This is a genomic window from Lactobacillus kitasatonis DSM 16761 = JCM 1039 (assembly GCF_000615285.1).
Classification (GTDB): domain Bacteria; phylum Bacillota; class Bacilli; order Lactobacillales; family Lactobacillaceae; genus Lactobacillus; species Lactobacillus kitasatonis.
The window spans coordinates 45,328-71,374 of the sequence record NZ_BALU01000008.1 but is presented as its reverse complement, the minus strand read 5'-3'; the positions used below and the strand labels follow the sequence as shown (position 1 = coordinate 71,374).

General features: G+C 37.0%; 24 protein-coding genes, 3 pseudogenes and 1 riboswitch. Of the genes and pseudogenes, 3 read left to right on the top strand and 24 right to left on the bottom strand.

Features of this window, described 5'->3' with window-relative positions; translation table 11 throughout:
• Positions 1-27: 27 nt before the first annotated feature.
• The 3 genes and pseudogenes from JCM1039_RS12930 to fakB all read right to left on the bottom strand — a co-directional run bounded on the left by JCM1039_RS12930 (position 28) and on the right by fakB (position 2,751).
• Positions 28-1,616 (bottom strand): annotated as a pseudogene (locus tag JCM1039_RS12930) (cation:proton antiporter).
• A gap of 49 nt (positions 1,617-1,665) precedes the next feature.
• Positions 1,666-1,896: a YozE family protein gene (locus JCM1039_RS06420; protein ID WP_025015129.1), complete on the bottom strand. Its 231-nt coding sequence runs from the start codon at positions 1,894-1,896 to the stop codon at positions 1,666-1,668.
• A gap of 3 nt (positions 1,897-1,899) precedes the next feature.
• Positions 1,900-2,751, bottom strand: coding sequence for a DegV family protein (fakB, locus tag JCM1039_RS06415; protein WP_025015128.1), 852 nt, complete (start codon positions 2,749-2,751; stop codon positions 1,900-1,902).
• Positions 2,752-2,868: 117 nt separating this feature from the next.
• On the opposite strand from fakB, the gene trhA reads away from it, so the two are divergent.
• Positions 2,869-3,534, top strand: coding sequence for a PAQR family membrane homeostasis protein TrhA (gene trhA, locus JCM1039_RS06410; RefSeq protein ID WP_025015127.1), 666 nt, complete (start codon positions 2,869-2,871; stop codon positions 3,532-3,534).
• 44 nt (positions 3,535-3,578) lie between these two features.
• Here trhA and JCM1039_RS06405 read toward each other — a convergent pair whose 3' ends face one another.
• Entirely contained in the window at positions 3,579-4,778 is a 1,200-nt protein-coding gene (locus tag JCM1039_RS06405) for a CCA tRNA nucleotidyltransferase (protein WP_025015126.1), read from the bottom strand.
• Positions 4,779-4,857: 79 nt separating this feature from the next.
• Between JCM1039_RS06405 and JCM1039_RS10965 the strand changes: the two are divergent.
• Positions 4,858-5,744: pseudogene (locus JCM1039_RS10965) on the top strand (YitT family protein).
• Positions 5,745-5,853: 109 nt separating this feature from the next.
• Here JCM1039_RS10965 and JCM1039_RS11730 read toward each other — a convergent pair.
• The 17 genes and pseudogenes from JCM1039_RS11730 to JCM1039_RS06310 all read right to left on the bottom strand — a co-directional run bounded on the left by JCM1039_RS11730 (position 5,854) and on the right by JCM1039_RS06310 (position 23,493).
• The gene (locus tag JCM1039_RS11730; RefSeq protein WP_236692572.1) at positions 5,854-6,264 is read right to left on the bottom strand and encodes an SDR family NAD(P)-dependent oxidoreductase; all 411 of its coding nucleotides are present in this window, start codon (positions 6,262-6,264) and stop codon (positions 5,854-5,856) included.
• Between the two features lie 254 nt (positions 6,265-6,518).
• Positions 6,519-7,766: a tetratricopeptide repeat protein gene (locus tag JCM1039_RS06385; RefSeq protein WP_025015124.1), complete on the bottom strand. Its 1,248-nt coding sequence runs from the start codon at positions 7,764-7,766 to the stop codon at positions 6,519-6,521.
• Positions 7,767-7,855: 89 nt separating this feature from the next.
• Positions 7,856-8,131, bottom strand: a complete 276-nt coding sequence (gene hbs, locus JCM1039_RS06380; protein WP_003547110.1) for a non-specific DNA-binding protein Hbs — start codon at positions 8,129-8,131, stop codon at positions 7,856-7,858.
• A gap of 162 nt (positions 8,132-8,293) precedes the next feature.
• Complete coding sequence (gene der / locus JCM1039_RS06375; RefSeq protein WP_025015123.1) at positions 8,294-9,601, bottom strand: ribosome biogenesis GTPase Der; 1,308 nt, start codon at positions 9,599-9,601, stop codon at positions 8,294-8,296.
• 66 nt (positions 9,602-9,667) lie between these two features.
• Positions 9,668-10,879, bottom strand: coding sequence for a 30S ribosomal protein S1 (gene rpsA / locus JCM1039_RS06370; protein WP_025015122.1), 1,212 nt, complete (start codon positions 10,877-10,879; stop codon positions 9,668-9,670).
• Between the two features lie 70 nt (positions 10,880-10,949).
• A complete protein-coding gene (gene cmk, locus JCM1039_RS06365; protein ID WP_025015121.1) occupies positions 10,950-11,624 on the bottom strand; it encodes a (d)CMP kinase in 675 nt (224 codons plus the stop codon).
• 51 nt (positions 11,625-11,675) lie between these two features.
• Positions 11,676-12,140: an SAG1386/EF1546 family surface-associated protein gene (locus JCM1039_RS06360; protein ID WP_025015120.1), complete on the bottom strand. Its 465-nt coding sequence runs from the start codon at positions 12,138-12,140 to the stop codon at positions 11,676-11,678.
• A 100-nt stretch (positions 12,141-12,240) separates the two neighbouring features.
• A complete protein-coding gene (locus JCM1039_RS06355) occupies positions 12,241-12,930 on the bottom strand; it encodes an ECF transporter S component (protein ID WP_025015119.1) in 690 nt (229 codons plus the stop codon).
• 75 nt (positions 12,931-13,005) lie between these two features.
• A riboswitch (FMN riboswitch) is annotated at positions 13,006-13,120 on the bottom strand.
• 28 nt (positions 13,121-13,148) lie between these two features.
• On the bottom strand, positions 13,149-13,865 hold the full coding sequence (locus tag JCM1039_RS06350) for a pseudouridine synthase (protein WP_025015118.1): 717 nt from the start codon (positions 13,863-13,865) through the stop codon (positions 13,149-13,151).
• 2 nt (positions 13,866-13,867) lie between these two features.
• Positions 13,868-14,457 (bottom strand): annotated as a pseudogene (scpB, locus tag JCM1039_RS10955) (SMC-Scp complex subunit ScpB).
• Positions 14,447-15,187: a segregation and condensation protein A gene (locus tag JCM1039_RS06340; RefSeq protein ID WP_025015117.1), complete on the bottom strand. Its 741-nt coding sequence runs from the start codon at positions 15,185-15,187 to the stop codon at positions 14,447-14,449. The pseudogene scpB and the gene JCM1039_RS06340 overlap by 11 nt, the downstream one beginning before the upstream one ends.
• A complete protein-coding gene (locus JCM1039_RS06335) occupies positions 15,180-15,533 on the bottom strand; it encodes a reductase (protein ID WP_025015116.1) in 354 nt (117 codons plus the stop codon). The genes JCM1039_RS06340 and JCM1039_RS06335 overlap by 8 nt, the downstream gene beginning before the upstream one ends.
• Before the next feature lie 9 nt (positions 15,534-15,542).
• Positions 15,543-16,448: a site-specific tyrosine recombinase XerD gene (xerD, locus tag JCM1039_RS06330; RefSeq protein ID WP_025015115.1), complete on the bottom strand. Its 906-nt coding sequence runs from the start codon at positions 16,446-16,448 to the stop codon at positions 15,543-15,545.
• On the bottom strand, positions 16,438-17,328 hold the full coding sequence (locus JCM1039_RS06325) for a CvfB family protein (protein WP_025015114.1): 891 nt from the start codon (positions 17,326-17,328) through the stop codon (positions 16,438-16,440). The genes xerD and JCM1039_RS06325 overlap by 11 nt, the downstream gene beginning before the upstream one ends.
• A gap of 126 nt (positions 17,329-17,454) precedes the next feature.
• Positions 17,455-19,224 carry a pyruvate kinase gene (gene pyk / locus JCM1039_RS06320; RefSeq protein WP_025015113.1) on the bottom strand — a complete coding sequence of 590 codons (1,770 nt, stop codon included), beginning with the start codon at positions 19,222-19,224 and terminating at the stop codon, positions 17,455-17,457.
• A 33-nt stretch (positions 19,225-19,257) separates the two neighbouring features.
• The gene (gene pfkA / locus JCM1039_RS06315) at positions 19,258-20,220 is read right to left on the bottom strand and encodes a 6-phosphofructokinase (protein WP_025015112.1); all 963 of its coding nucleotides are present in this window, start codon (positions 20,218-20,220) and stop codon (positions 19,258-19,260) included.
• Positions 20,221-20,385: 165 nt separating this feature from the next.
• On the bottom strand, positions 20,386-23,493 hold the full coding sequence (locus JCM1039_RS06310; RefSeq protein WP_025015111.1) for a DNA polymerase III subunit alpha: 3,108 nt from the start codon (positions 23,491-23,493) through the stop codon (positions 20,386-20,388).
• A 114-nt stretch (positions 23,494-23,607) separates the two neighbouring features.
• Between JCM1039_RS06310 and JCM1039_RS06305 the strand changes: the two genes are divergently transcribed.
• Positions 23,608-23,826, top strand: a complete 219-nt coding sequence (locus tag JCM1039_RS06305; protein ID WP_025015110.1) for a YjzD family protein — start codon at positions 23,608-23,610, stop codon at positions 23,824-23,826.
• 60 nt (positions 23,827-23,886) lie between these two features.
• Here the strand turns inward: JCM1039_RS06305 and JCM1039_RS06300 are convergent, their stop codons facing one another.
• The 3 genes from JCM1039_RS06300 to JCM1039_RS06290 form a co-directional block, all read right to left on the bottom strand.
• Entirely contained in the window at positions 23,887-25,443 is a 1,557-nt protein-coding gene (locus JCM1039_RS06300) for a bifunctional metallophosphatase/5'-nucleotidase (protein ID WP_025015109.1), read from the bottom strand.
• Positions 25,444-25,502: 59 nt separating this feature from the next.
• Positions 25,503-25,691 carry a 50S ribosomal protein L32 gene (gene rpmF, locus JCM1039_RS06295; RefSeq protein WP_003547064.1) on the bottom strand — a complete coding sequence of 63 codons (189 nt, stop codon included), beginning with the start codon at positions 25,689-25,691 and terminating at the stop codon, positions 25,503-25,505.
• 100 nt (positions 25,692-25,791) lie between these two features.
• Complete coding sequence (locus tag JCM1039_RS06290) at positions 25,792-26,043, bottom strand: lipopolysaccharide assembly protein LapA domain-containing protein (protein ID WP_025015108.1); 252 nt, start codon at positions 26,041-26,043, stop codon at positions 25,792-25,794.
• Between the last annotated feature and the right edge of the window lie 4 nt (positions 26,044-26,047).

Below are 26,047 nucleotides of genomic sequence, written 5' to 3'. Positions count from 1 at the left end.
TCTTCTCTTAAATTTTAATAATAATTATTAATCTATTTCTTCATCGCCTAAGAAAATAACTTCTGCAATCAAGATTTCACGATATAAGACTAAAAATCCATGTCTATATTCTCTTTCTTGTTGCGAAATTCTTCCTAAATAGTTACGCTCTTGTCTATATACTGCTGCTCTAAAGCCTTTTACATCATCAGGAAGTTCTTTTTGCTTAGCAGTATGCTTTATTTCTTTAATAAAATCTTTGAGTGAAGTTTGATTCACTTGAGCACGTAAATCAAATTCCAGCTGCTTTCTAATCTTATTAGGAATATAGATTTTATCCATTTGGTCCATTGCATATTGAACCATTTTTATTCGTACCTGATCAACTTCTTTTCTTTGATCTAAATCAGGCTTATCTGGCTCAAGCATAAATCTAAATAAAATTGTAGGCACAATTATACTAAGCAAAATTAATGTAATCTCACTTACTAAAATCAAATGGAATCTGCAATATTAATGCTCATTTTGCCTAAATTATAGGCCAAGGCGAATGTTACAGCACCATGAATACCACCTAAGCTAAAAATCCAAGCATCTTTGGTACTAATCTTGCCTTTAATTGATAGAGAAAAACGGCAGTATAAAAATCTAACAATCAAATTAGCCAAATATAAAATTATACCGCTAGTAATTGCTTCAATAGTCTGATAATTAAAGACGTCTTCACGCATAGAACGTACAATAATAATGCCTAATATGATAAATACCGTACCGTTCATAATGTCGGTTAACAATTGTGAAATTTGTTTACTATTATAAAATACTGCCGCAATAGTTAAACGACTACGTTCAGATTCTACATTATGTACTAATCCGGCTGCCACCACTGCAATAATACCTGATACCTGTATCTCTTCAGCCAAAAAGTAAATAACAAATGGCGTTAGCAAAAATAAAATCTCAACTGGCATCAATACTCCACTTGCTAAGCGATTCTTAGATCTTAAACCATTTTGACGTAAAAAGATTAAGGCAGCTGCAACAAGGGCTCATAAAATGATACCGCCACCAGCAGAATATAAGAAACTACCGATTGCAGCCCCAATGTGCAGTTGTTTATGAATATACCAGTCAACTGCCATGTTCAATAAAATAATGCCTGACGCATCATTGAATAGCGATTCATCTTTTAAATAAAAATCCATTTTTTAGGCAATTTCAATTCATGTGTAACAGACTCTGTCGCTGTAGCATCAGTAGGCGTTGAAATTGCGGCCAAAATAAACGACATCGGTAAAGACACGCCTAGACTTAAATATATGCCAAATCCAGCGGCAGTCGTTGCTAGAATAATCATTACGACTGTTAGTCCTAAAATCGCACGCCAACTTCTTAAAACGCTATAAAGCCTAGTTAGCTGACCTTCAAAAAAATAAAAGCGGAGCAACAATTAAGCCCATAAAAACTTCTGAACTAAAACTTTCAATAAGCGAATTAGTTTGCGGAATTATTGCAAGCACTACCCCTATTGCCATTGCAATATAGTTAACCGAAATTTTTCTGGCAAAATGCTGTTGGATCATTGTAGAAGCTGTCACGGCTAACAAAATAATCCCAATAAAAATCATTATCTTCATTTTTGTTTCTCATTCAATAAAAAAGCCCAGGCGGGTTTGAGGCTTGGGCTTAATACATCATTTTATCTTCGTACATTCTATATGCACGATCATAAATTGACATGCTTGGTAAATAACTAGCATTAAGTTCTAAATAATCTGACAATTTCTCATAATTTTGTTCTTGCTTTGGAAAAGTCAAATCATGTTGTGCATTATTAGCAAATTGAGCTACCTCATCTGTTGAATCAGGATCCCTTTGCGTCATCAAATAACGATAAAAACTTTCTCGATAAGCCATACATTACTCCAAATAATACAAAATTGCGTAGGCCCCATTACCGGCATGAGTTGCAATAATTGGACTGGTTTCAGCAACCAAAACATTGATCTCAGGATTAATTTCTTTGATTTTGTCTGCTAATTCATGAATTGGCTCAGGCGTATCAACATAAGAAATACCGACTTCTTTGATATGATCTTTGTTTTCGGCAATGTCTTCCAAAACTCGTTTATCAAAGGCACGACTAAACTTCTTACCGCGTCCCTTTTTAGCAACTTTTAACTCACCCTTAGGCATTTGCAATGCAATGCGAATATTAAGCATTGTAGCAATTCGACCAGAAAGAGCACCAAGACGACCACCTTTGATCAAGTTTTGCAAGTTGACAACCATCATTTCCAATTTTTGGTTATCTCTAATTTTTTCAACGTGAGCAACGATCTCATCCATTGATTTACCAGCTTGAGCATCTTTAGCTGCAGCTAAAACTTGGAAGCCTTCTGCTCTATCAGTCAATTCTGAATCGATGATTGTAACATTGTCAGATTGTTCAGCGATTTCTGCAGCCTGACGAGCCGCATCAATTGTTCCACTTAATGCTTTAGCTAAGAAAATACCGATTACTTGGCTACCATCTGCTGTCAACTTCTTAATAGTTTCAACAAAACGACCAATTGGTGGTTGACTAGTCTTAGGTAGGTTCTCTGCTTCATTCATCTTTTTGACAAAATCGCTTCTAGTAATATCGATTCCATCAACATACGATTTGCCATCAATTGTTATCGTTAGTGGTACAACAGTAATATCATATTTTTCTATTTCTTCTTTTGTTAGTTGGACGGATGAATCCGTCATAACCTTGATCTTTGACAACGTATTCGCCTTCAATTCTAATTTATTTACCCGTTTTATGATAAAATGTGAGCAATATATAATGTATTGTATCAAAAAATTTACTTAAGAATAAAGGATTGATTGGATTGTTGCAAGATGAAAATTAGTAAACTCTGGGCAGAACCTGAACATAGGTCTGACAGATATTATCTTTTGGATAATATTTTCAGTGCCATCACTCATGGTATTGGTTTTGGCTTATCTGTTGCCGGTTTAGTCGTCTTAATTGTTAAGGCGGCTCATACTGGTAGCCCTATGAGAATCGTAACTTTCACTATTTACGGTTCATGTTTAGTTCTGCTTTATCTATTTTCAACGCTATATCACAGCTTAATTTTTACCCGAGCAAAGCATGTTTTTCAAATTTTTGATCACTCTTCGATCTTTTTACTGATCGCTGGGTCCTATACTCCATATTCTCTAGTTGCTATTGGCGGTGCCTGGGGTTGGACCTTATTTGGACTAATCTGGGGACTAACCGTTTTTGGTATTATCTACTATATCTTTAACCGTGGCAAGCATGTTATCTTGGACACGATTTTATATGTTGCAATGGGATGGCTAGTCATTTTGTCAGGACCATACTTGTATAATCGCTTAAGTCCAACCGGTTTTTGGTTATTAGTTGGCGGCGGTATCGCCTACACAGTTGGTGCAATTTTGTTTAGCATGCGGAACGTACCATTTATTCATACAATTTGGCACTTATTCGTGATGCTGGGTTCTATCCTGATGTACTTCTCAGTACTATTTTACGTTTAAAAAAATGCGGCAGAAAATCTGCTGCATTTTTATTATCTATTTTTTTATTCTAAATTATCTAAATATTGTTCAATGGCTTCTTCGCTGTTTTCGATTTCACCAGCCACAACTAATTCTCTAATCTTATTAAGCGTGTGACCTAATTGAGCACCAGGACGCATCCCTCGCTTAATTAAAAATCTACCATCAACTGCCAATTCACTAGGCTTTTTAATTGGTAAGGCCAGATAACGATCTACCAAAGCCTCTGAGGAAATCGGCTGACCCAAAATATGAGCAACATCAATCGTATTGATAATTATGTCTTCACCAGCTTCAAAAAGATCATAATCAGTTGGCACATGATCAGCAATTAAATCGAACATCTTAATAATCTGTTCTACTTTTTCGGTCATTGCGTTAGAATTCTTCCAATCACGCATAAACTTGCCAATTTTTTCATTAGGCACTTTGAGCAAGATGATAATTACTGCCCATAAACTTGTCTCCATTGTTGGGCTAAATTTTAGTTGTGGGTAAACTTGCAATAAGTCTTTTTTACCAGCGAAGTCTGGTACATCTTCACTCAATTGCGTATCCAAGAAAATTTGAAATGCTTCTCTAGAAAATGAACCCAAGCCCATTTTGACGAATTCTTCACGAATACGTTCAACTGAAATCTTTTTTAGTAATTCATGATTGTCCTTGATTGCTTGCTCTGTTTTTTCTTCCAGTTTAAATTCCAGTTGACTCATGAATCTAACTGCACGCATCATTCTCAAAGCATCTTCATGAAATCTCTTTTCAGGATTACCTACAGCACGAATTATATGGTTCTTTAAATCTTCAATACCGTTAAATAAATCAACGATATTGCCGTGCATATCCATTGCTAGAGCATTAATTGTGAAGTCTCTTCTTTTTAGATCCTCATCAAGATTTTGGACAAAAGTTACATGATCAGGTCTTCTAAAGTCTTGATAGCCTGATTCTGTTCTGAAAGTAGTAATTTCATAACTTTCGCCACCATACAAAACAGTAACGGTTCCGTGCTTGATACCAGTATCAATTGATTTATCAAAGAGTTCTTTAACTTCTTCTGGATAAGCACTAGTAGTGATGTCAACATCGTGGACATGCCTATGCAGTAAAACATCTCTTACTGATCCACCTACGAAATAAGCCTCAAATCCTGCATCTTCTAGCGTTTGCAGGACCGGCATTGCTTTAACGAATATTTCTGGTAAATTATCTATTCTGATCATTAATAAAATCTCAATTCTTATTCTTTTTAATTCTTGGTCTGTTAGAATGAAGGAAAAGAGTTAAAGGAGGTAAGGCAAGATGAAAAGAATCAACAAAGCAACGCTCATTGATCTTTTGATGATTGCACTTGGATGCGCCATCTATGGCATAAGCTAGATATGATTTCCGTACCCAACAAACTAGCAGACGGAGGTTTAAGTGGTATATCGCTGATTTTGCGCCACTTCTGGGGCATCAACATGGGTTTGTCTACCCTTGTATTTAACATTCCACTTATTTTATTGGGCTACCGCTTCATGGGTAAACGCCTTTTAGCGTATACCATCTGGGGAACGGTGTCTCTTTCCTTTTTCCTTTGGTTTTGGCGCTCAATTCCTATTATAAAACAATTGGATTTAGAACACGACCTCTTCCTTTCAGCAATTTCTGCTGGTGTACTTTCGGGAATAGGATTGGGGCTAGTTTTTAGATATAACGGTACCTCTGGTGGTACTGATATTATAGCCAGAATTTGTCAGATTAAATTTGGCATATCCTCTGGTAAGATGTTGCTATTCTGTGATGCTGTAGTTTTGTTTGCATCACTATCATATTTGGATATCAAACACATGATGTACACGCTGCTTGCCTCATTTATCCTGTCCAGAGTAATGGACACCGTTCAACAAGGTGCTTACAGTGCACGTGGGCTTTTAATTATTTCAGATAAATATAAACAGATTGGTGAAATGATCGATTTGAAGCTAGATCGTGGTTTCACTTATTTCCAAGCTTTAGGTGGCTACCAACAAGATGAAAAAAAGGTAATCTATGTTGTAGTTTCACCCCGTGAAATTCCTGCCATTAAACAATTAATTAGGCAGGAAGATCCTAATGCCTTTGTTTCAATTCTTGAAGTACACGAGGCTTTGGGTGAAGGATTTACTTACAAACAAAAACGTCATCACTTCTTTATTCGTAAATAAAGTATTTATTGATAAAACATATAAGAGAGTAAATGATAATTATTTATTCCCTTTTTATTACAATTAAAAGTCTGTTTCTTTACTGATGTCTTGCCAGTCTTTTATCTCTTTAAGCTTTTGAGTTAATTGATCCATCAACAAATTTAACCGTATCACTACCTAAAAGCAAAGTCTTAGGTGAATTATCCTTGCCAATTACATCAACAATTACTTGGCCAGCTTTAATAGGATCACCAGGTTCTTGATGATCATTTTCCACATTTTCTTTATGAGTCTTCCAAGCAGTTGAAGAAATATTAATAATTGCTCCACTACGTTCTTCAGGCATATGTGGTAAAAGTTTCTGGATCAATTTAATGGGACCAAATAAATTGGTAGCATAAAGCTGTTGAATACGGGTATCTTCACCTTCTTCAATTGCGGCACGATAACCATGACCTGCATTATTCACTAAGACATCAATTGGTTCAAAGTCTTTTAACTTTGTTAGTGACTTATCAATTGAATTCATATCACTCAATTCTAATTCAACTGGAAAGCATTGCTTTTGAAATTGATTAGTCAGCTTAATTAATTTGGATAAAAAACGCGAAGTTACTGCAAGCAGCTAAAGCAATACCATAACCAATTCCTGAAGATGCTCCTGTTACTAGCCAATTTGCCATTCATGATCACTCCTTAGAATACTATTCATATTAAATTATAAATAATATTCTTTAAGCCACATTAGCGAATATGAATACCCCCTGTACGTGAAACGTATGATGACTTATTTTACAAGTTATCATACAAATCCTGCATTTCATCATCTTCAGGGACAAGCTTAAGATAACGCTCTAGTAACTGCTTAGTAATATCACTGTTGTTTTGAGCATTGAAGAACATAATCATTTGACGCAAAAAGTCTGGATTTTCCTTAAATTCTGGATAAGCAAGTAAGAATTCGCTCTGTGCTTTTTTACTATTATCTAGTCGTTCATAAGACAAAGCCAGATTCCAGTGAGCTTGTGGTTCAATAATTTCATTATCCATATTTTTGAACAAAGCAATATTGTCATTATCTTGATGCATATGGAGATACAGGTTAGATAATTGCATACGCAAATCACTGTTGTCTGGCGCAACCTTAAGACCTTTTTCAAGTAAATCTTTGGCTGTATCCATTTCGTTCAAGTTAGCCGCAGCCCTAGCACCTAATGAATACAGAGTTTCATCTAACTCGTTGTAAGCCAAACCGGCTTGAGCAGTACGTAAAACTTGCTCATTGTCATGCTTATGTTCATAGGCCTGTGCTAATAATGGGTAAGCATTAACGTAATCTGGGCTCTGTTCAATAACTTCATCCAAGAACTTAATAGCTTTATCATCATCGCCAACAGAAAGCATAACTAACCCAGCTTCATATTTACTGTCAATATCGAAAATACTATCGCTACGTTTTCTAATAATATCAGCAGCTTGTTCATAGTTACCCATCTTAGCATTTGTAGCAAATAAGCGTTGATTTAAGTTAACTTCGCCAAAAGTCTCTTGACGTTGTACTAAATCTTTATATAAAGCTAAGGCTTGTTCATAATCGCCACTTAAATAGTCTAATTCGGCTAAACCAAACTTAACTGCATCTTCTTCCGGTGCAATCTTCAGTGCTTGTAATAATTTATCCTTTGCTGTCTCAATTAAGCCACTTGTTTGATAATAATCTGCTTGAACGAGCAGACTATCCAGATAAGCAGAAGAGTCCTTAGAGACGCTGTAAAGCAGCGACAAGCCATCGTCTTCATCACCATCATTAAGCAATATTTCAGCTAGATAAACTTTAAATAAATCTTCCTTAGGGAATTTAGCGATTAAAGCACGATATACCTCTTTAGCTAAATCAGTAAAACCTGAGCCAGTCAGGTTTTCAGCTAATGACGCCAAGATCTCAGGATCATCATTATTTAGTGCTTCTTTTAAAAGATGTTTGCTTTGTGAAAAATCATGATCTTGAATTGAATCAAGCAGTTGTTCAGAATAACTCATTATTTTGCCTCCAATCAGACTATTATTGTACTAAAAAAGACGCTGGGACAAAATCCAACGTCTTTTTATTAGAGTGTTTAAGTAATTGACTACTTAACAGCTTCCTTAAGAGCCTTACCTGGCTTAAATGCAGGAACTTCACTTGCTGGGATTTCGATTTCATCACCAGTTTGTGGGTTACGACCCTTACGTGCTGCACGGTGACGTACTTCAAAAGTACCAAAACCGATCAATTGTACCTTTTCACCCTTAGCAAGGTTGTCTTGGATTGAGCCAAAGATAGCATCAACAGCAGCAGCAACTTCCTTCTTAGTCAATTTAGTCTTTGAAGCAACTTCAGAAACTAATTCAGCTTTATTTGCCATAAATAATTCACCTCCTGAATTTGAACCCGAAGTCCAAAGTTTGTTCTTTGTTTTTAAAAAACAAGGAATAATGATCACGACTAATCATTGTTTCCTAGAAACCAAAATATCACAAAACCCTTATTACAACAAGGTTTTTTAACAAATTTGGCAACTTTTTTGTTACTTTCTCTTTCTAGGAATAATTTTTATCGGTGTTCCTGTAAAATCAAAGTTTTGACGCAATTGATTTATCAAGAAACGTTCATATGAAAAGTGCATTAATTCTGGATCATTTACGAAGACCACAAATGTTGGAGGATTAGTACTTACTTGCGTCATGTAGTAAACGCGAAGTCTCTTTCCTTTGACCATTGGTGTAGGAACCAGCTTACTTGCCTCAAGCAATAAATCGTTTAAGACGCTTGATTGAATACGTTGGTTTTGGTTATCGTAAACTTCCTTAACCATTGAGGGAATTTGGTCAAGGCGTTGTCCAGTTTTAGCAGAAACAAACAAAATTGGAGCATAATCCAAATACTGGAATTCTTGTCTAATCTCACGTTCAAATTCTTTTGCACTTGTACTATTCTTCTTAGGCAAGTCCCATTTGTTAACAACGATGATAATTCCACGACCTGCTTCATGGGCATATCCGGCCACGTGCTTGTCTTGTTCTCTAATGCCTGTACTTGCATCAAGAACTAATAAAACCACGTCTGAGCGTTCAATAGCGCTCATAGCACGTAATACAGAATACTTTTCGGTCTTTTCGTAAACCTTACCACGTCTTCTAATTCCGGCAGTATCAACCACCTTGAACTTTACGCCATCTTTAGTAAAAGGCGTATCAACTGCATCTCTGGTTGTACCTTCTTCATTGGCAACGATTACTCGATCTTCACCAAGCAACTTGTTAACAATAGAAGATTTACCTACATTTGGTCGACCGATCACGCTGAATGAAATAACATCTTCTGCTTGAGTATCCTTATCTTCAGGGAATTTATCTACAATTGCATCAAGCAAGTCACCGATACCAGTACCATGACTACTTGAAACAGGAATTGGATCGCCTAAACCTAAACTATAGAAATCATAAATATCATTTCTTTGCTCAGGGTTATCAGCTTTGTTTACAGCCAAAATAACAGGCTTTTTAGTACGATAAAGCAGATGAGCAACACGTTCATCAAGGTCTGTCATATGGTTTACTACACTAGTAAGCATGACAATAACGTCTGCTTCTTCAATAGCGATTTCAGCTTGTGCACGGATCTCTTCTTCGATTTTACCGCCTTCCCAGGTAATACCCCCTGTATCGATTAAATCGAATTTATGGCCCATCCATTCGGCTTGAGCGTAATTTCTATCGCGAGTTACACCAGGCTTATCTTCAACAATTGCTAAGCGCTGATTAATTATACGGTTAAAGAGCGTTGATTTGCCGACATTTGGTCGACCAACAATCGCTACAACTGGTAAAACCATTTTCACCCTCCTTTACAAATTAGAAAATAAAAAAGCCGACATCTGTCGGCTTTTTTATACAAATGACTACTTACGGTCCTTTAATTGGTCACCAATGATGTCACCTAATGCAAAGCCGTTGTCATTGTCACTCATGTACTTCTTGTTAACTGAGTTTTCGTTACGTGAACGACGTGGACGAGAACTGTTGCTGTCTGATGAAGAAGCATTTGAGTCAGCAGCCTTGATTGAAAGTGAAATTCTTCTGTCACTTGGGTCAATGTTCAAAACCTTAACCTTAACAGCTTGGCCAACCTTTAAAACATCGCTTGGCTTGTCAACGTGCTTGTTTGAGATTTCTGAAACGTGTACCAAACCTTGGATACCGTCAGCAACTTCAACAAATGCACCAAAGTTAGTTAATGACTTAACTTCACCTTCAAAAACATCGCCTTCATGTAAGTTAGCAGTAGCTTGTTCAAATGGAGAAGGTTCAGTTTGCTTAATAGACAGGGAAATACGATGTCTGTCATTGTCAATACCAATGACCTTAACCTTAACATCTTGACCAGCCTTCAAAACATCACTTGGCTTGTCAACGTGCTTGTAAGAAATTTCTGAAATGTGAACTAAACCGTCAACACCACCAACATCGATGAATGAACCGAAGTTAGTCAAACGTGACACCTTACCTTCGATAACGTCGCCAACAACTAATTGTGATGCAACCTTGTCAAATGCTTCTTCACGTTCTTCTTCAACTAAGTCCTTGTGTGAAAGGATCAAACGGTTCTTGTTTGGATCAATTTCAGTAATCTTAAGCTTCATAGTCTTACCAATGTATGGCTTAAGATCTGAAACGTAACGGTTTGAAATTAATGAAGCTGGCAAGAAACCACGAGTACCAACATCAACAAGCAAACCACCACGTACTGATGAAGTCACAGTACCTTCGATAGCTTTGCCTTCTTCAAAGTCCTTTTGTAACTTGTCGTATGCTTCTCTTTCCTTTAAGCGGGTAACTGAGAAGAAGAATTCACCATTTTCCTTGTCGCCACCGGCTCTTCTTAATACTAAGGCCTTGAACTTGTCGCCAGGCTTAACTAAATCACGTAAGTCTGCGTTACGATCTGAAGTGTATTCACGACGAGTAATAACACCTTCAACACCAGCGTTTTCAACGCCAACATCGATTTGGCCGTCTTCAATGTCTAATACTTCGACATCGACAATATCTCCGACCTCAACTCCTTGCATTTGCTTTAATGCGTCTAAAAATTGATTACTGTTTTCTGACATATGTACCTCCCAATATCATGTCCCATTTTAAATGAAAGTTAGATATTTTTCTACTATTTTGTGCTGTTTTTTAAAAATTTTTTTGACTTTTTTCGATTTGAGCTAAAATTGCCTCTACAACCTGGTCAATTGACATATTTGTAGTGTCAATTTCAATTGCATCATCTGCCTTTTTAAGTGGCGAAATTTTACGGTGTGAATCTTTATAATCTCTTGCTGCGATATCTTTTTCAATTTCATCAACAGTTTGATTAGATTCTATTCCGCGTTCCTTAAGATCTAAAAGACGGCGTTCAGCACGTGATCTAGCAGAAGCTACCAAAAAGATCTTTACTTCAGCATTTGGCAATACTGTAGTACCAATATCACGTCCGTCCATAATGACATTGGTTTTGCCTGCCATTTGACGTTGCAAACTTACCATCTTTTCACGAATTTTAGGCAAAGCAGATACTTGTGACACATTAGCTGAAATTTCAGGAGTTCTAATTTCTTTAGAAACATCCTTTCCAGCTACATAAACTTTTTGTTCACCATTTTCGGATCTTAATTCGATGCCATCTTCATTGATAGCCTTTAAGATTCCCGCTTCATCCCCGTAATCCAAATCGTGATTGCGGGCAATAACTGTACATGCACGGTACATTGCACCCGTATCAATATATACAAACGACAATTTCTTTGCGATGATTTTCGCAACCGTGCTCTTTCCTGCTGATGCAGGACCATCTACTGCTACTTGCATTTCAACAAAAAAGAGATCTTACCGTCGACCTCTTTTATCCTTTCTGAAAGATTATTTCAACTTAAGTGTCTGGCCAATATTGACATTTGAGGTGTCTTTAAGATTATTTAATTTGGCTAATTGATCAACAGAGAGTCCATGTTTTTGCGCAATGCTAGTTAAAGTATCACCGGTTTTAACCACATAGGTTGTCTTTTCGGATGAACTAGAGCTAGTTTTGGCAGAATCGTCACTCTTTGAAGAAGTTGATGAAGCTGATGATTTTTTCTTAGCTTGAGAGCTCTTGCTCTTGGAACTTGAAGAAGTCTTTTTGACTGTTTGAACTTCAGTAGCTTTTTCAGAAGAATGATTTGAAGCTAAGCGATAAACTGTTGGAACAAGTGCAATCAAAATCACTGCTAGGATTACAATTGTTGCAATCCAGCGGCTAGAACCGCTAGGTCGGCGATCTTTTGCGCTTCGCTTCTCAGTAGGTCGCTCGTAGTGCTTGTATGGACCCGTTGATTTTTTATCCATATATAAATCCTCCATTCACTTAACGGATTAATTCTAGCATATTTTACGAAGCTTTGAATATAAAAAATCCATCAACTTTTTACGGTTGATGGAAATATTTTTAATTCAAGTTAAATCTTTTGCGGACAAATGGCTTAATCGTCTTAATTGTTGCCTCAAAGAGCAAGTAAACTGCAACGCTGTTGATGACACCTTTTAATAAATTGAATGGAACAATAATGCTAAAAATATAAGTGCTCATTGATGGCAAATGAAGCAACTGACCTAAATATACCTTTTCTGTAAAGTGATAAAGTGCACCATAACTGTTAATTGTTGGCAAGTTAGGTACTGCAGTAACCGCATAAACCGGAGTTAAAATAAAGGCATTAGCTAAAGCCAAGATGCAAGTCATGGCCAAAACACCAATGATTAATCCGACAACCGGCATCAGACGTTCTCTAAGCGTTTTTCTATTGTCAGGCGTTACATTTCTACTAAAGAAATAAAATGGCAATGAAAACGACATAGATGCCAAAAATGCAGCAATTTCACCAACGATGCTTGGAAGCGCAAAACCACTAAAGATCAAACTTAAGATCATTCTGATTAATGCAATAATGATTCCTGGAACTGCTCCGAAAATAAACATCCCAATAGTAATAATGACATCTGAGAAATCAAATTTCAAAAAGCCAATTCCTGGCATAATTGGAAATTCAAATTTCATGACAACAAAGGCAATACAGCCGATTAACGCATACGCAACAATATTGGTTAAACTGTTAGATTTAGTTCTAGCTCTATCCATAACTTACTTTCCTTTCCAAGAAAAAGGTCTATTGCTTCAGCAACAGACCCTTAAAAGTAAAGTAAGTTTTTAATGATCTGTCTTCTTCCATCTAGACTATAACTATCGGTATCATAAAAGATTCAGCCACAAAAGTGGGTCGCGGACTCTCACCGCCGGTCGGGACTTTCACCCTGCCCTGAAGACAATAACCTTGATATTCAATTTACACTTCTAAATTAATCCAAACGCATTAATTTGTCAACTTCATTTTTCGATAATTCGCGGTATTGACCGGAAGTAAGCGAATCCAAAGTTAGGAAAGCATACTTCTCTCGTGAAAGCTTTTCAACTAAATGTCCAACTGCCTTAAACATTCTCTTTACTTGGTGGTAATGACCTTCGTGAATAGTTAATTGAACAATTTGAGTATCCTTGCGTTTATCAGTTTTAAGGATCTTAACCTTAGCTGGTGCAGCCTTGAAACGATCTAATTTAACACCATGGGTTAAAGTTTTTATTTCTTCCGGCGTCAAAATTCCCTTAATCTTAGCTACATAAACCTTTGAAACTTCATTTCTTGGGTGCATCAACAAATTTGCTAGCTTGCCGTCATTAGTCATTAATAACAGACCAGACGTATCATAATCCAAACGACCTACAGGATATAAACGATATGGTACATCTTCAAAGTAATCTACTACCGTTTTTCTATCCTTGTCATCACTGGCTGTAGAAACAACACCACGTGGCTTATAGAAAAGATAAGTGTGCAAACTTTCTCTTTCAATTGGTTCATCATCCACTGTTATGTTACTGAAAGTTTCGACTTTAGTACCTAATTTGGTTACTACTTTGCCATCCACCTTAACACGACCAGCAGTAATCATTTTTTCTGCTTTTCTTCTTGATGCAATTCCTGCTTCCGCGATAACTTTTTGCAGTCTTTCAGCCATTATTATCCTTCTTTCTGAGTATCTTGATCTGCTTTTTTCTTTGGATCAAATAAATCTATTTCTTCGTTATTCGCACTATCCTCAAAATCTTCTATCAATGGAAGGTCTGCTAAACTTTGGTAATTAAAGTATTGTAAAAAGTAGTCCGTAGTTACATAAAGCTTAGGATGACCTGGTGCTTCTTTCTTCCCATTTGTCTCAATTAAGCCACGCCAAACAAGCGTCTGTAATGCCCCGGAAGAGTTAACTCCACGAATATCATCAATCTCAACCCTGGTGATAGGCTGACGATATGCCACAATAGCCAAAATTTCCAAAGCAGATTGACTTAAGTTTTTGGTTAAATCCTTTTGGAAATACTTTTCAATTATTTCTGCCGTTTGAGGCTAGTAGTTAATTTATAAATATGAGCAACATGAATTAACTGAATTCCAGAATCCTTATCTGTGGCCAATCTTTGACGCACTTTGTCTGCAATTTGTCCTAGCTCTTCACTATCTACATCTAGAAGCGCAGTTAAATTTTGTTCTTCTACTCCACTATCTCCAGCCGCATATAGAAGTGCCTCTAAATTTGCTTCCTTACTTGCCATTTACATCCGTTCTTTCTAAATTCAAATCGCCAAATTCACGCGCTTGCATAATATAAATCTCATGTTTTCTACTTAACTCGAGCATTGCCAAAAAAAGTCCAATTACATCAGAAATAGATTGCATTCGGTCTGCACAACTAAAAAAGCTAACTTTTTTCTTTTGCTCTAATCGCTTATGCAAGAAATCAATCATATCATTAATTGGAGTTTCAGCCGCTTGGATTGAAGCAGTATTTGGCTTACGCATTTTTAAGCGCCGTAAAACCATGCTAAAAGTGGTTGCTAATTCGTCAGAAGTAATCTGACCTTTTGGCAGTGGTTGAACTTTAACAGATTTGGAAACACTTGCCTCTTTAGAAACAGTAATTGGAACTTCTTCATTGCGCTCTTTGAAATATGCTGAAATCTTTTTGAAAACTGAATATTGAATCAGTTGTTGAACCAGTTCATCACGTGGATCTTCTTCAGGTTCTATCTCATCAACAAAATCATTTTGTGGCAATAAATATTGGGACTTTATTCGCAACAAAGTTGAAGACATCACGAAATATTCACCCGCAATTTGCAAATTCAACTTTTGCATTTGTCCTAAATATTCAAGATATTGGCTAGTAATTTGAGCAATCGGAATATCATAAATATCGATCTTTTGTGATTGAATCAAGTGCAGCAACAAGTCCAGTGGACCCTCAAAATTAGGCAATTCCACTGTTAAATCTTTTTTATCCATCTACTTCAACTGCCTTTAATAAATTAGTATATTCAGGTACTGCCGTTATCCTTTTATCTGGATATTCATTTTTTAATTCAGCGAAAATATCTTTTTCATAACTAATTTCACGAAAACCTGGGGCAAGCGACAAGTATCTAATAATAATAAACTTATCTGTCATTCGAGTGCCTAATACACCAACAACATTATTTTGATCATTGCGATATAAAAATAATATGAAATCATTGTCTTTTTGGTTTAAATTGATTTCTTCTTTTAAGTTTTCGATATTTTTAAAGTCTGGCAAATATGAGAGTAATCCCATTGCCGTCTTTTCGTAATCTTTTTTATATTGTATTAGCATAACTTTCACCTAAAGACGTGGATGTGTCTTTTGATACACTTGTAAAATATGTTTTTGCGATAAATTAGTATAAATCTGGGTAGTACTAATATCAGAGTGTCCAAGAATTTCTTGCACAACTCTTAAATCTGCACCATTTTCCAATAAATGCGTCGCAAAAGTATGACGCAGTGTGTGTGGCGTAACATCTTTTGTAATACCTGCCATTTGACAATATTTCTTAATCATTTGCCAAATTGCCTGTCTGGTTAACTTTCCTCCACGATTATTCAAGAAAAGATGTTCATCATTTTTCCCGGATTTAAGAATTAATGGATCACGAACTTCTTTTTGATATTTATCGATCCAGTGTAGGGCTACAGGACTAATTGGAATTAATCTTTCTTTAGATCCCTTTCCTAATACACGAATTAGGCCAAGATCTTCATGGATGTCTTGTAATTCTAAATTAATTAATTCGCTTACCCGCATACCTGTCGCATAAAGAGTTTCAAGAATCGCACGATCACGCAGGCCTAATTTTTGTCCTACATCTGGTTGTTCCAACAAATGATTAACTTCTTCTCGACTTAAAGCCGTTGGAAGGCGTTGTTCTTTTTTAGGTAAATCAATTTCTAGCATTGGATTTAATTTTTGAATATTTTGTCGTGCTAGCCATTGATAAAACTTGCGCATACTCGAAATAAGCCTACTAATCGAACTAGTGGCTTTATTTAAATCACGCTGTCTAGCCAAAAAAGCGTCAACATCACTAGCCTCAGTCGGCCATGAAGTCATCCCTTCTTTTTTAATAAAAGAAAGATATTCTTCCAGATCTTGACGATAAGCACTGATCGTATTTGTACTTAGACCACGCTCAACTTGACTAAAACGTAAGTAATCATCTATTTGATCTTGTAACTCATTATTCGCCATCGATGTCCTCATCTGGATCCTTAATCAGAGTTATTGTTCCTGCATCTTTATCTTCTTCGATTAAACCAGCCTTAAGCAAGTGACCTACTGCACGCTTAAACGCAGATTTAGAAATACCGAAGTAAGACTTAATCTCTTGAGCATCAGTTTTGTCGTAGAAAGGTAAAGTCCTGGTTTCACGTCTACGCAAACTCATCAAAATCATTTGAGCGTCGTCATCGATTTCTTCGAATGCACGAGGTAAAGCACTTAAATTCAAACGACCATATTGACTAACACCAATTACACGACCTTTAAATTGTTCACCTAAACGCATTGGACGTGGCATTTGAGAAGCATGAACAAAGCCTAAGTAATAGTCATCAGTTAAAACAAAAGCACCAATTTCACGACTAGAGTAAACAGTAGCAAAAACATTTTGGTTATTCATATTATTTGGAAAGTTAGCTGCTAGTTGCTCAAAAATATTTTCATCAGCTAATTTTGCCCAAATTCGATCCTTGTAGTCTGTTTCTAGTCTAACCAATAAACGATCATCACGACGTGGCCATCTTTCTTTTTCACGTGGCAAATCATCCATTGATAATACTACATCTTTATCTGGGAGGCCAACATCAACGAATACGCCTAGGCCAGGTCTAACTTCAGTAACCTTACCCCAGCCATATTGATCTGGTTGAGCAAATGGTAAAAATTGAGTCATTTCACGATCATGGTGCTTATTATCATAAATAAAGCCTTCAATTTCATCACCCACTTTTGGAATATCGTCTTGAGTGATTTCATGCTTTTTAAGTTCATAAGTTATCCCATCAATTTGAACATAATAAGCATTCTCGTTTTCATCAATGATTTTTCCTTTTTCAACAGTTCCAAGCATATTTAGCGTCTCCTACTTTACATATTCTTATATATAAGTATAAGAGAAATTTGGACAAAATAAAATAGCCAGCTCGAAAGCTGACTATTTTTTGATTAGCTAATCTTTATTTTTTATATCTTTAAATTAAAGGTTTGAGATTTCGCCTTGGTATATAGCACCACGACGAGCGTCAACAGTAATAGTTGAGCCATCAGAAATCTTTTCAACTGCGTCAGTAGCACCAACAATAACTGGGATACCTAATGACAAACCAATAACTGCAGCGTGTGAAGTTAAACCTGAAGCTTCAACAACTAAACCTGAAGCCTTCTTGATAGCTGGGTTGTAGTCAGGGTCAGTAGTCTTAGCAACTAAAATGTCGCCTTCCTTAACCTTGCTGTTAGCTTCTTCTGCTGAGTTTGCTACAACGGCCTTGCCGATAACTGAACCGTTACCAACACCTAAACCTTTAACAAGCTTGTTACCGATGATTTGTAACTTCATCAAGTTAGTAGTACCTGAGTCACCAACTGGAACACCAGCAACGATGATTACAAGGTCGCCATCCTTAACAAAGCCCTTTTCCTTAGCTACCTTAGCAGCTACTTCAAACATGTCATCAGTTGACTTAGGCTTTTCAGTCAATACTGGTTGAACACCCCAAACAATACCTAATGAGTGTTGAATCTTTTCATCGAAGGTCAAAGCAATGATGTCTGCGTTTGGACGGTACTTAGAAATCATACGTGCAGTGTAACCTGAGTTAGTTGCAGTAATGATAGTCTTAACACCTAATTCTTGAGCAGTACGTACAACTGATTCACCAATAGCTTCAGTTACGTTTGAACCCTTGTAAGCTTCGAATCTTTGAAGTGCTAAAGTGTTACGCTTAAGCATTTGCTTTTCAGTACGTTCGTCAATTTCAGCCATAGCCTTAACAGCCTTAACTGGGTAAAGACCGTTTGCTGATTCACCTGAAAGCATAGTTGCGTCAGTACCGTCAAGAACAGCGTTAGCAACGTCTGAAACTTCGGCACGAGTTGGACGTGGGTTTTCTTGCATTGAGTCAAGCATTTGGGTAGCAGTGATAACTGGCTTACCAAGAGCGTTAGCCTTACGGATTAAGCTCTTTTGTACAAATGGAACTTCCATGAATGGAATTTCAACACCCATGTCACCACGAGCAACCATCAAACCGTCTGATACTTGTAAGATTTCGTCAGCGTTGTCAATACCTTCTTGTGATTCAATCTTAGGGAAGATCTTAACGTAGTCTGCACCTGCTTCTTCACAAAGCTTACGGATGTCTAAGATATCTTGAGCTTTACGTGCAAATGAAGCAGTAATGAAGTTAATACCGAACTTCAAACCGAACTTGATGTCGTCAGTATCCTTTTCAGTGATACCTGGGAGGCGGATTTCAACGCCAGGAGCGTTAACACCCTTCTTTGAACCAATAACACCAGTGTTTTGAGCTTCACAAACTAATTCTCTCTTTGAGTCGTCCTTTTCCTTGATCAAAAGGTCAACCAAACCGTCATCGATTAATACGTGACCACCAACGTGAGTATCATCGTACAAACCATCGTAGGTAACGTGGATCATGTCCTTGTTACCCTTCTTAGTAGCATCCATTGATACACGGATCATGTCACCGGTGTTAATAGTAAACTTGCCACCTTCTTGTTCAGTGGTTCTGATTTCAGCACCCTTAGTGTCAAGGTCGATACCAAGAAGTAAACCAGTATCCTTTTCCACTTGACGAACCATCTTCATACGAGCAAGGTGTTCTGGGTGATCACCGTGTGAGAAGTTGAAACGGAATACGTTTGCACCAGCTTTTGCTAAAGCGGTAATAGTTTCAATATCATTTGAAGCTGGTCCTAAAGTACTAACAATCTTAGTTTTCTTCATTATTAAAAAAATCCTCTCCAAAAATCAACTAAATTAATATTTAGTCATTTCTTCATTTACATCCATAAGCGCATAATCGCCTTGGTGTTTACCATCAAACAAATCAAGAATGTCGTGGGTTTCAAGTTTGCTATTCTCGATGCCGACAGCTAAACCGCCCTTCCCATCAAGAAGCAACTTAACAGCATAGTTACCCATCTTAGTAGCATTTACTCTATCTGTGACAGTAGGTGAGCCACCACGTTGCATATGTGCAAGGACATTAGCACGAGCATCAAAATCACCGTATTTAAGTAATTCATCCTTAAATTTATCGGCAGACATGACACCTTCTGCTAAGACAATGATACCATGATCTTTGCCATCTGCAAATCCGCGTTTAAGAGTTTCTGCAATTTCCTTAATGTCATAAGGACGTTCAGGAATTACAATAGCATCTGCGCCGCTTGCAACACCGACACGCATAGCAATATCACCACATTCACGACCCATTACGTTAACAATGAATACTCTGTGGTGACTACTTGCAGTGTCACGAATCTTATCAATTGCGTCCATAGCAGTACGACAAGCAGAATCAAAGCCAATCGTGTAGTCAGTGTAAGGAATATCGTTGTCGATAGTTCCTGGCAAACCAACTGAGTTTACGCCGTGGCGAGTTAAGGCCAAAGCACCGTGGTATGATCCGTCACCGCCAATAACGATAACTGCATCAATACCGTGCTTCTTCAATTGCTCTACACCCTTTTGTTGCACTTCTTCTTGTGCAAATTCAGGATAACGAGCACTGTACAAGAATGTACCGCCTTCATTAATCTTGTGGTCAACATTTTCCGTAGTTAGCGGAACAAAGTCACCTGCAACCAAACCAGCGAAACCGTAACGAATTCCAAAGACTTCAAGGCCATGATGAATGGCAGTCTTTGTCACAGCTCTAATTGCTGCATTCATACCAGGGGCGTCTCCACCACTAGTTAAAATACCAATCCGTTTCATGAATTCACCTCATCATGATTATTTTGTGTAATTTCTCACATCAAGTAAATATTAACATTTTTTGAACTAAAAAGCTCATAAAAATTACGCTAAATTGGGCTTTATTTTTATATAGCAGATTGTTAGCACTTACATTCGCAGTAATTGTTCATCTTTCGATAACAATTAATCTTTGAAATTGACTTTTCTTAAATTAGTTAACAAATATTGCATTTTATTTTGATCATAGCGATCGCCTTGGGTACGCAGACCAAGCAAATATATATCGCCAATTTTCAAAACATCGTTAAACTTTTCATAAGCATTAGGAAAAATAATGACCTCTTGTTGACTTGAAGAATCTGCAAAGCTAGCAAAAGCCATAGTCTTATCATTCTTAGTACGAATCCTTTTAAGGCTCATTAATTTACCTACGCCAATCCCTGATTCATTGATCTGGAACTGATTTAAAGGCAAAGCATTGAATTTTTGAGCATACTTCTGGACTGCAACTAGTGGCGTGGTCGTTGTTGCAAAGCCTAGAACCTTTTCTTCCATTTCAGCTTTTTCAGCATTGGTTGGCTTTTCAGCTGGTTTTAGCGGTGCATCCCCCAAAATCTCAGACAATGAGATATTCTGTCCAGTCAACTGAACATTCGCAATTATATCCTTGCAGTTTGCTAACAATTCCTTTCTATTATCTTCAACTTGATCAAAAGCACCTGCCATAATTAGAGCTTCAATAGCATCAATTTGTAAAAACTTTGCATCAATTCTGCGTAAAAAATCACTTAATGATTTATACGGCTTAGTGTTAGCCGCAATTTCTTTAGCAAAATCTACTCGCAAACCTTTAATAGCTTTTAACCCAACCAAAATATTATTATTTTGCAACGTGTATTCCAACTGACTGTGATTGATATCAGGCGTTAACACACGAATATTAGCTTCTTGGGCCTGCATTACATACTGCTGTGCTTTAGCTGAAGTAGATGAATTCAACATGGCCGTATAAAAGGCTGCTGGATAATGTACTTTAAGATAAGCTAGCCAAAATGCAATCTTGGTATAAGCTACCGCGTGCGATCTGTTAAAACCATAGTTAGCAAATTGCTCGATATAGTGGTAAACACGCTCTCCTACTTCTTTAGCGTGTCCAGTTTTAACTACACCAGTAATAAACTTGCTTTTTTCTTGCTCAATTACATCTTGCTTTTTCTTGGACATTGCTCGACGCAAAATGTCGGCTTCTCCAAGTGAAAAGCCAGCCAAGATTTGTGCGGTTTGCATAACTTGTTCCTGGTAAACCAAAATTCCATAAGTAGGCTGCAGAATCTGCTTTAAACTCGGGTCAGGATAGCGAACTGGCTCTTTTCCATTCTTTCTTGCTACGAATGTATCAATGTTTTGCATTGGACCTGGACGATACAAAGCATTTACCGCTACAAGATCTTCAAAGTTATCGGGATGGAGCTGACGCAAAACACGCCGAATTCCTTCAGATTCAAATTGGAAAATCGCATCAGTTTTACCCTTTTGGAACAATTCCAATGTTTTAGCATCATTTAGTGGTATTTTATTAGGATCAATCTTCACACCTTGGCTGCGTACTAAATCTAAAATATTACCCAAAACAGTTAGGTTACGCAAACCCAAAAAATCGATCTTCAAAAGACCTAACGATTCAACATACCTCTTAGTTTGCTGAGTAACTGGAATGCCTAATGGCCCTGCTTGCAAGCCTGAAATTCCAGCAATTGAGTCATCACTAATTACTAATCCGGCTGCGTGAATTGAATAATGCCGTGGCAAACCTTCTAGTGCCATCGCTGTTCTAAAGAGCAACTTGTTTTCTGAGGTCGCATCAACTAGCAAACGCAACTCGCGTGATTCCTCATAAGCTTGCTTTAAGGTCATTTTACCTTTGGAATATGGAATAGCACGTGCCCACTTATTAACTTCAACCATAGTTAAGCCAAAAACGCGACCTACATCGCGCAATGCCTGCTTAGCAGCCAAAGTACCAAAAGTAAGGATTTGTGCTGCATGATCCATGCCGTATTTTTGATACATGTACTTAATAACTGCATCCCTATGAATATCAGGAATATCCAAGTCAATATCAGGCATTTCATGTCTAGCGGGGTTTAAGAAACGTTCAAATAGCAAGTGATACTTTAATGGATCTACTTCAGTAATTCTTAATGAATAAGAAACCAGCGAACCACAGGCTGACCCTCTTCCGGGACCAGTAGTAATTTTCACGCGGTGGCAATAATTGATGACATCCCACACGATCAAGAAATAATCATCAAAGCCCATTTGATTAATAACACGCAACTCATAATTAAGCTGCTTTTGATATTCTGCTGGAATCTTTGCCTGTCCAAATCTAACTTGCAAGCCAGTTTGAGCTAGATAATGAAGATATTCTTCAGAGGTAGGAAATTTGTCTTGATGATATTTAGGCAAAACTGGTTTTTGAAAAATCACTTCTGCATTGCATTTTTGTGCAATCTCGGCAGTATTATTGACTGCATCATCTAAATCAAAACGATGGTATCTTTCAAGCATCTGCTCTGCATCAACCATGTAGTGTGAACCATCCTGCTTAGCAAGTGGCACGGTATCCTGCATCTTTTGACCTGAACGAATAGCACGCAAAGTCTTTTGTAAAAATTGATCACGTGGTTTTAAATATTCACAATCTTCTATGGCAACTAATGGCAAACTAAACTGCTTACTTAAAGAGCGAACATAATCAATGTAGTCTTGAGCATTCTGCGCTGCATAAACACCAATATAGAAATCAGGAACGATCTTTTTCAAATCACGCAAATAATCGCTGCCCAGCTGTTGATTGGTTTCAAAAAGATATACTAATTCGCTTCTAGTATTTGCGGGAATAATAACCAATAAATCATTTAAATATTTAGTTAACTCTTTTAAGGTTAAAATCTTATCATTTTGCCCATTCTCAGTTAATAAATTAATTGCACTAGAAAGCCGCAACAAATTATGGTAGCCCTCGTTTGTTTTTGCGAAAACCAGCAAATTATATTTTTGCGTGCTATCAATTAATCCATTTAAGCGAATCTGCATCCCTAAAAGTGGCTTGATGCCTTCCTTTTTGGCTATTTCATAAAAGTTGACCAAACCATAAGTTACATTGATATCCGCTAAACCTACGGCATTATAGCCTTTTTCTTTTGCTGTCTTAATCAAATCTGCAACTTTTGTAGGACTGTCCAGCAATGTAAATGAACTCAGATTTTGCAGTGCAGCTATTTGCATAAGTTAACCACCTTTCGCCTTATTTTCATTAAATTTAGTATACCAAATTGCGTTAATCGAGTTTGAAATTAGCCTCTGTTTTTGATAAAATTCTACACGAAAGAAGGAATCAATATGGGTCGATATATCGTTACAATCGTATGGAGCGTAATCTACATGTTTGTTGTAGGCTTTATTGCTGGTCCTTTAACCCAAAGTGCTTCATTTAACGCAACCGACATGAGAAATTGTGTCATCGTTGGCGTAATCTTTGGTATTCTTTTCTCAGCAATTATTGCAACCATTACTGCTCACTCACACAAGGATAATAGTAAGTACAGCAAGTTAAAGTAATTTATTAATCATAAAAAATACACGTGAGAATTATATATCTCACGTGTATTTTTTTGCTTTCTAATAGAACTTGTAATTCTTCTTAGTATCTACTTGAACATCACCATGGGTTAGATATTCACTAAACATTTGCACATAATCTTTATCAAGTGTTGTTTCAATCTTATCCATGCTGTATTCAGGATAGAATCCGCCACCCATTGCACGGTAGTTATTTACTGCCAAGTGATAAATCTTATCATCTTCAATTGGCTTGCCATGCAAGGTCAATTTAGTTAATCGTTGACCTTCTGGTTTAGATAAATCTGCTTCGTATTCTACAGGATAAAAGACATCAAAGTGGTAAAGCATTGGCTTAGGTTTGATCCAACGATCAATAAAGGTAATCTTGCCATCTTTATCCTTCTTCAAGAATCCAGCACTGTGTTCAATAATGTGACGCAACTCTTTACCAGTTAATTTCACTCTGCATAATTGGTTAGCATATGGATAGTTGAGCAGAATATCTCTCATCGTAACCGTCTTATCAAAACCTTTAGCAGTTTCACTCATTACAGCAGTAGCTGAAACATCTGCTTTGGTAAACCATAATTGCATCTGTTGGATCAAGTTAATGAATGGTGCGCTTTCGATTCTGCCCTTCATTGCATTTTCAATGCGAGCAGGCTTATTCAAGTGAGCAATTGGTTGATCAAGCCATTCTTGTGTTCTTTTATCCAAATCAGCAACTTTTTCTACTACGGCTGGATCAGGATCATAATCCTTGGTGTCAATCAGCTTAGTAGTCATATTAGTGATCTTCTTGGTTTGATCATCAATATCCAAAATAACTTCGGCAACAGCTTCACCGCGATAGCCTGGTTGAACAATTGCTGTATCTTTAGTAACTACGTTTAAACGACGATGTTGGTGACCAGTTAAGAAGACATCTACTTCTGGAATTTCAGTTAAAATCTTGTAGCCTTCGTCTTCACCACGGTGAGGTTCAGTTGCCTTACCAGTAACTGGATCACTTTCAAAGCCACCATGATACATCACTGCCAAAACATCTACTTGAGGACGTAAAATCTTAGCATAATGCTTAATCTTTTCATATGCGGAAGCAAACTTTAAACCAGCAACGTTTTTTGCAGGTTCCCAGTGTGGAATATATTGTGTTGTAATACCTAAAATACCAATTTTAAGTCCATTTTTCTCGATAATGACATATTCCTTACCAAAGAATGGCACATTGGTTTCAGCGTCTAAAATATTATCATTAATTATTGGAGCTTTATTTTGATCTACATAGTAGCTTAAATAATCTAAACCAAAATTAAAGTCATGATTACCAAGGCAACGTGCATCATAGCCCACTGCATTATAGGTTTCTGTAAATTTTAACAAATCATTGTAATCACCAGTTGAGTGGGTGTAAGAAGCAAGCGGAGAACCTTGCAGGCAATCACCAGCGTCTGTTACTACAACGTGATCTGCACCGTATTTTCCCTTTTCTGACTTAATTACAGAACTTACTCGGCTTAAGCTGACTGGTGCATCATAGTCGGTTTTATTATGATAATCGGTTGGCAATAAGAAGCCATGCGTATCACTTGAATGCAAAAATACTAATTTCATTTTTCAAAATCCTTTTCTTAGGCATAAAAAAAGACACCATCATTACAGGTGTCTTTTAATTAGTTATTGCCGTTATCGTTGTTGTTAACAACTTGACGACCCTTGTAATAACCTTTTGGTGAAACACGGTGGCTTAAGCGGTATTCACCAGTAGTTGCATCATAGTGCATTGCTGGAACACTCAACTTAATGTGACCACGACGTGAACGTTTCTTTTGTTTAGAAGTATGTCTTGCAGGAACTGCCATTTAATTGATCTCCTTTATTGTAGTCTTAAGCTTCAGGACCTAGCGCCCTGAATTACTCACGTGATTCAATGATACTATTCAATTAAGAATAAATCAAGATCTATTCAGCTTTCTTCTTGTTTTTATTAAAAAACGCAACCTTATTTTTGGCTTTATGCTCTTGGCTATCGCGCCCGAAAAACCAAGCAATAATCATTCCGATAATGACCATCACTACTAATACCACGATTAAAGGCAATCTAACCTTGAAGAAGCCAAAATTGATTGCAACAGGTGAAGTATTAAGCACCACAAAAATGACGGCAATCAGAGCGACGATTGAGCCAATAATTAAATTTCTTTGCTTTTCCATTGCT

Coding starts and splice junctions, on each gene's coding strand:
- JCM1039_RS06385 (WP_025015124.1), bottom strand. CDS start 7,766: ATGAGTTATTCTGAACAACTGCTTGATTCAATTCAAGATCATGATTTT.
- JCM1039_RS06325 (WP_025015114.1), bottom strand. CDS start 17,328: ATGCTTGGAACTGTTGAAAAAGGAAAAATCATTGATGAAAACGAGAAT.
- hbs (WP_003547110.1), bottom strand. CDS start 8,131: ATGGCAAATAAAGCTGAATTAGTTTCTGAAGTTGCTTCAAAGACTAAA.
- der (WP_025015123.1), bottom strand. CDS start 9,601: ATGGTTTTACCAGTTGTAGCGATTGTTGGTCGACCAAATGTCGGCAAA.
- JCM1039_RS06355 (WP_025015119.1), bottom strand. CDS start 12,930: ATGGATAGAGCTAGAACTAAATCTAACAGTTTAACCAATATTGTTGCG.
- cmk (WP_025015121.1), bottom strand. CDS start 11,624: ATGCAAGTAGCAGTAGATGGTCCTGCATCAGCAGGAAAGAGCACGGTT.
- pfkA (WP_025015112.1), bottom strand. CDS start 20,220: ATGAAACGGATTGGTATTTTAACTAGTGGTGGAGACGCCCCTGGTATG.
- JCM1039_RS06405 (WP_025015126.1), bottom strand. CDS start 4,778: ATGATCAGAATAGATAATTTACCAGAAATATTCGTTAAAGCAATGCCG.
- xerD (WP_025015115.1), bottom strand. CDS start 16,448: ATGGCGAATAATGAGTTACAAGATCAAATAGATGATTACTTACGTTTT.
- JCM1039_RS06360 (WP_025015120.1), bottom strand. CDS start 12,140: ATGGATAAAAAATCAACGGGTCCATACAAGCACTACGAGCGACCTACT.
- JCM1039_RS06290 (WP_025015108.1), bottom strand. CDS start 26,043: ATGGAAAAGCAAAGAAATTTAATTATTGGCTCAATCGTCGCTCTGATT.
- JCM1039_RS06335 (WP_025015116.1), bottom strand. CDS start 15,533: ATGCTAATACAATATAAAAAAGATTACGAAAAGACGGCAATGGGATTA.
- pyk (WP_025015113.1), bottom strand. CDS start 19,224: ATGAAGAAAACTAAGATTGTTAGTACTTTAGGACCAGCTTCAAATGAT.
- rpsA (WP_025015122.1), bottom strand. CDS start 10,879: ATGTCAGAAAACAGTAATCAATTTTTAGACGCATTAAAGCAAATGCAA.
- JCM1039_RS06340 (WP_025015117.1), bottom strand. CDS start 15,187: ATGGATAAAAAAGATTTAACAGTGGAATTGCCTAATTTTGAGGGTCCA.
- rpmF (WP_003547064.1), bottom strand. CDS start 25,691: ATGGCAGTTCCTGCAAGACATACTTCTAAACAAAAGAAACGTTCACGT.
- JCM1039_RS06305 (WP_025015110.1), top strand. CDS start 23,608: ATGGGTCGATATATCGTTACAATCGTATGGAGCGTAATCTACATGTTT.
- JCM1039_RS06310 (WP_025015111.1), bottom strand. CDS start 23,493: ATGCAAATAGCTGCACTGCAAAATCTGAGTTCATTTACATTGCTGGAC.
- JCM1039_RS06420 (WP_025015129.1), bottom strand. CDS start 1,896: ATGGCTTATCGAGAAAGTTTTTATCGTTATTTGATGACGCAAAGGGAT.
- trhA (WP_025015127.1), top strand. CDS start 2,869: ATGAAAATTAGTAAACTCTGGGCAGAACCTGAACATAGGTCTGACAGA.
- JCM1039_RS06300 (WP_025015109.1), bottom strand. CDS start 25,443: ATGAAATTAGTATTTTTGCATTCAAGTGATACGCATGGCTTCTTATTG.
- JCM1039_RS06350 (WP_025015118.1), bottom strand. CDS start 13,865: ATGGCTGAAAGACTGCAAAAAGTTATCGCGGAAGCAGGAATTGCATCA.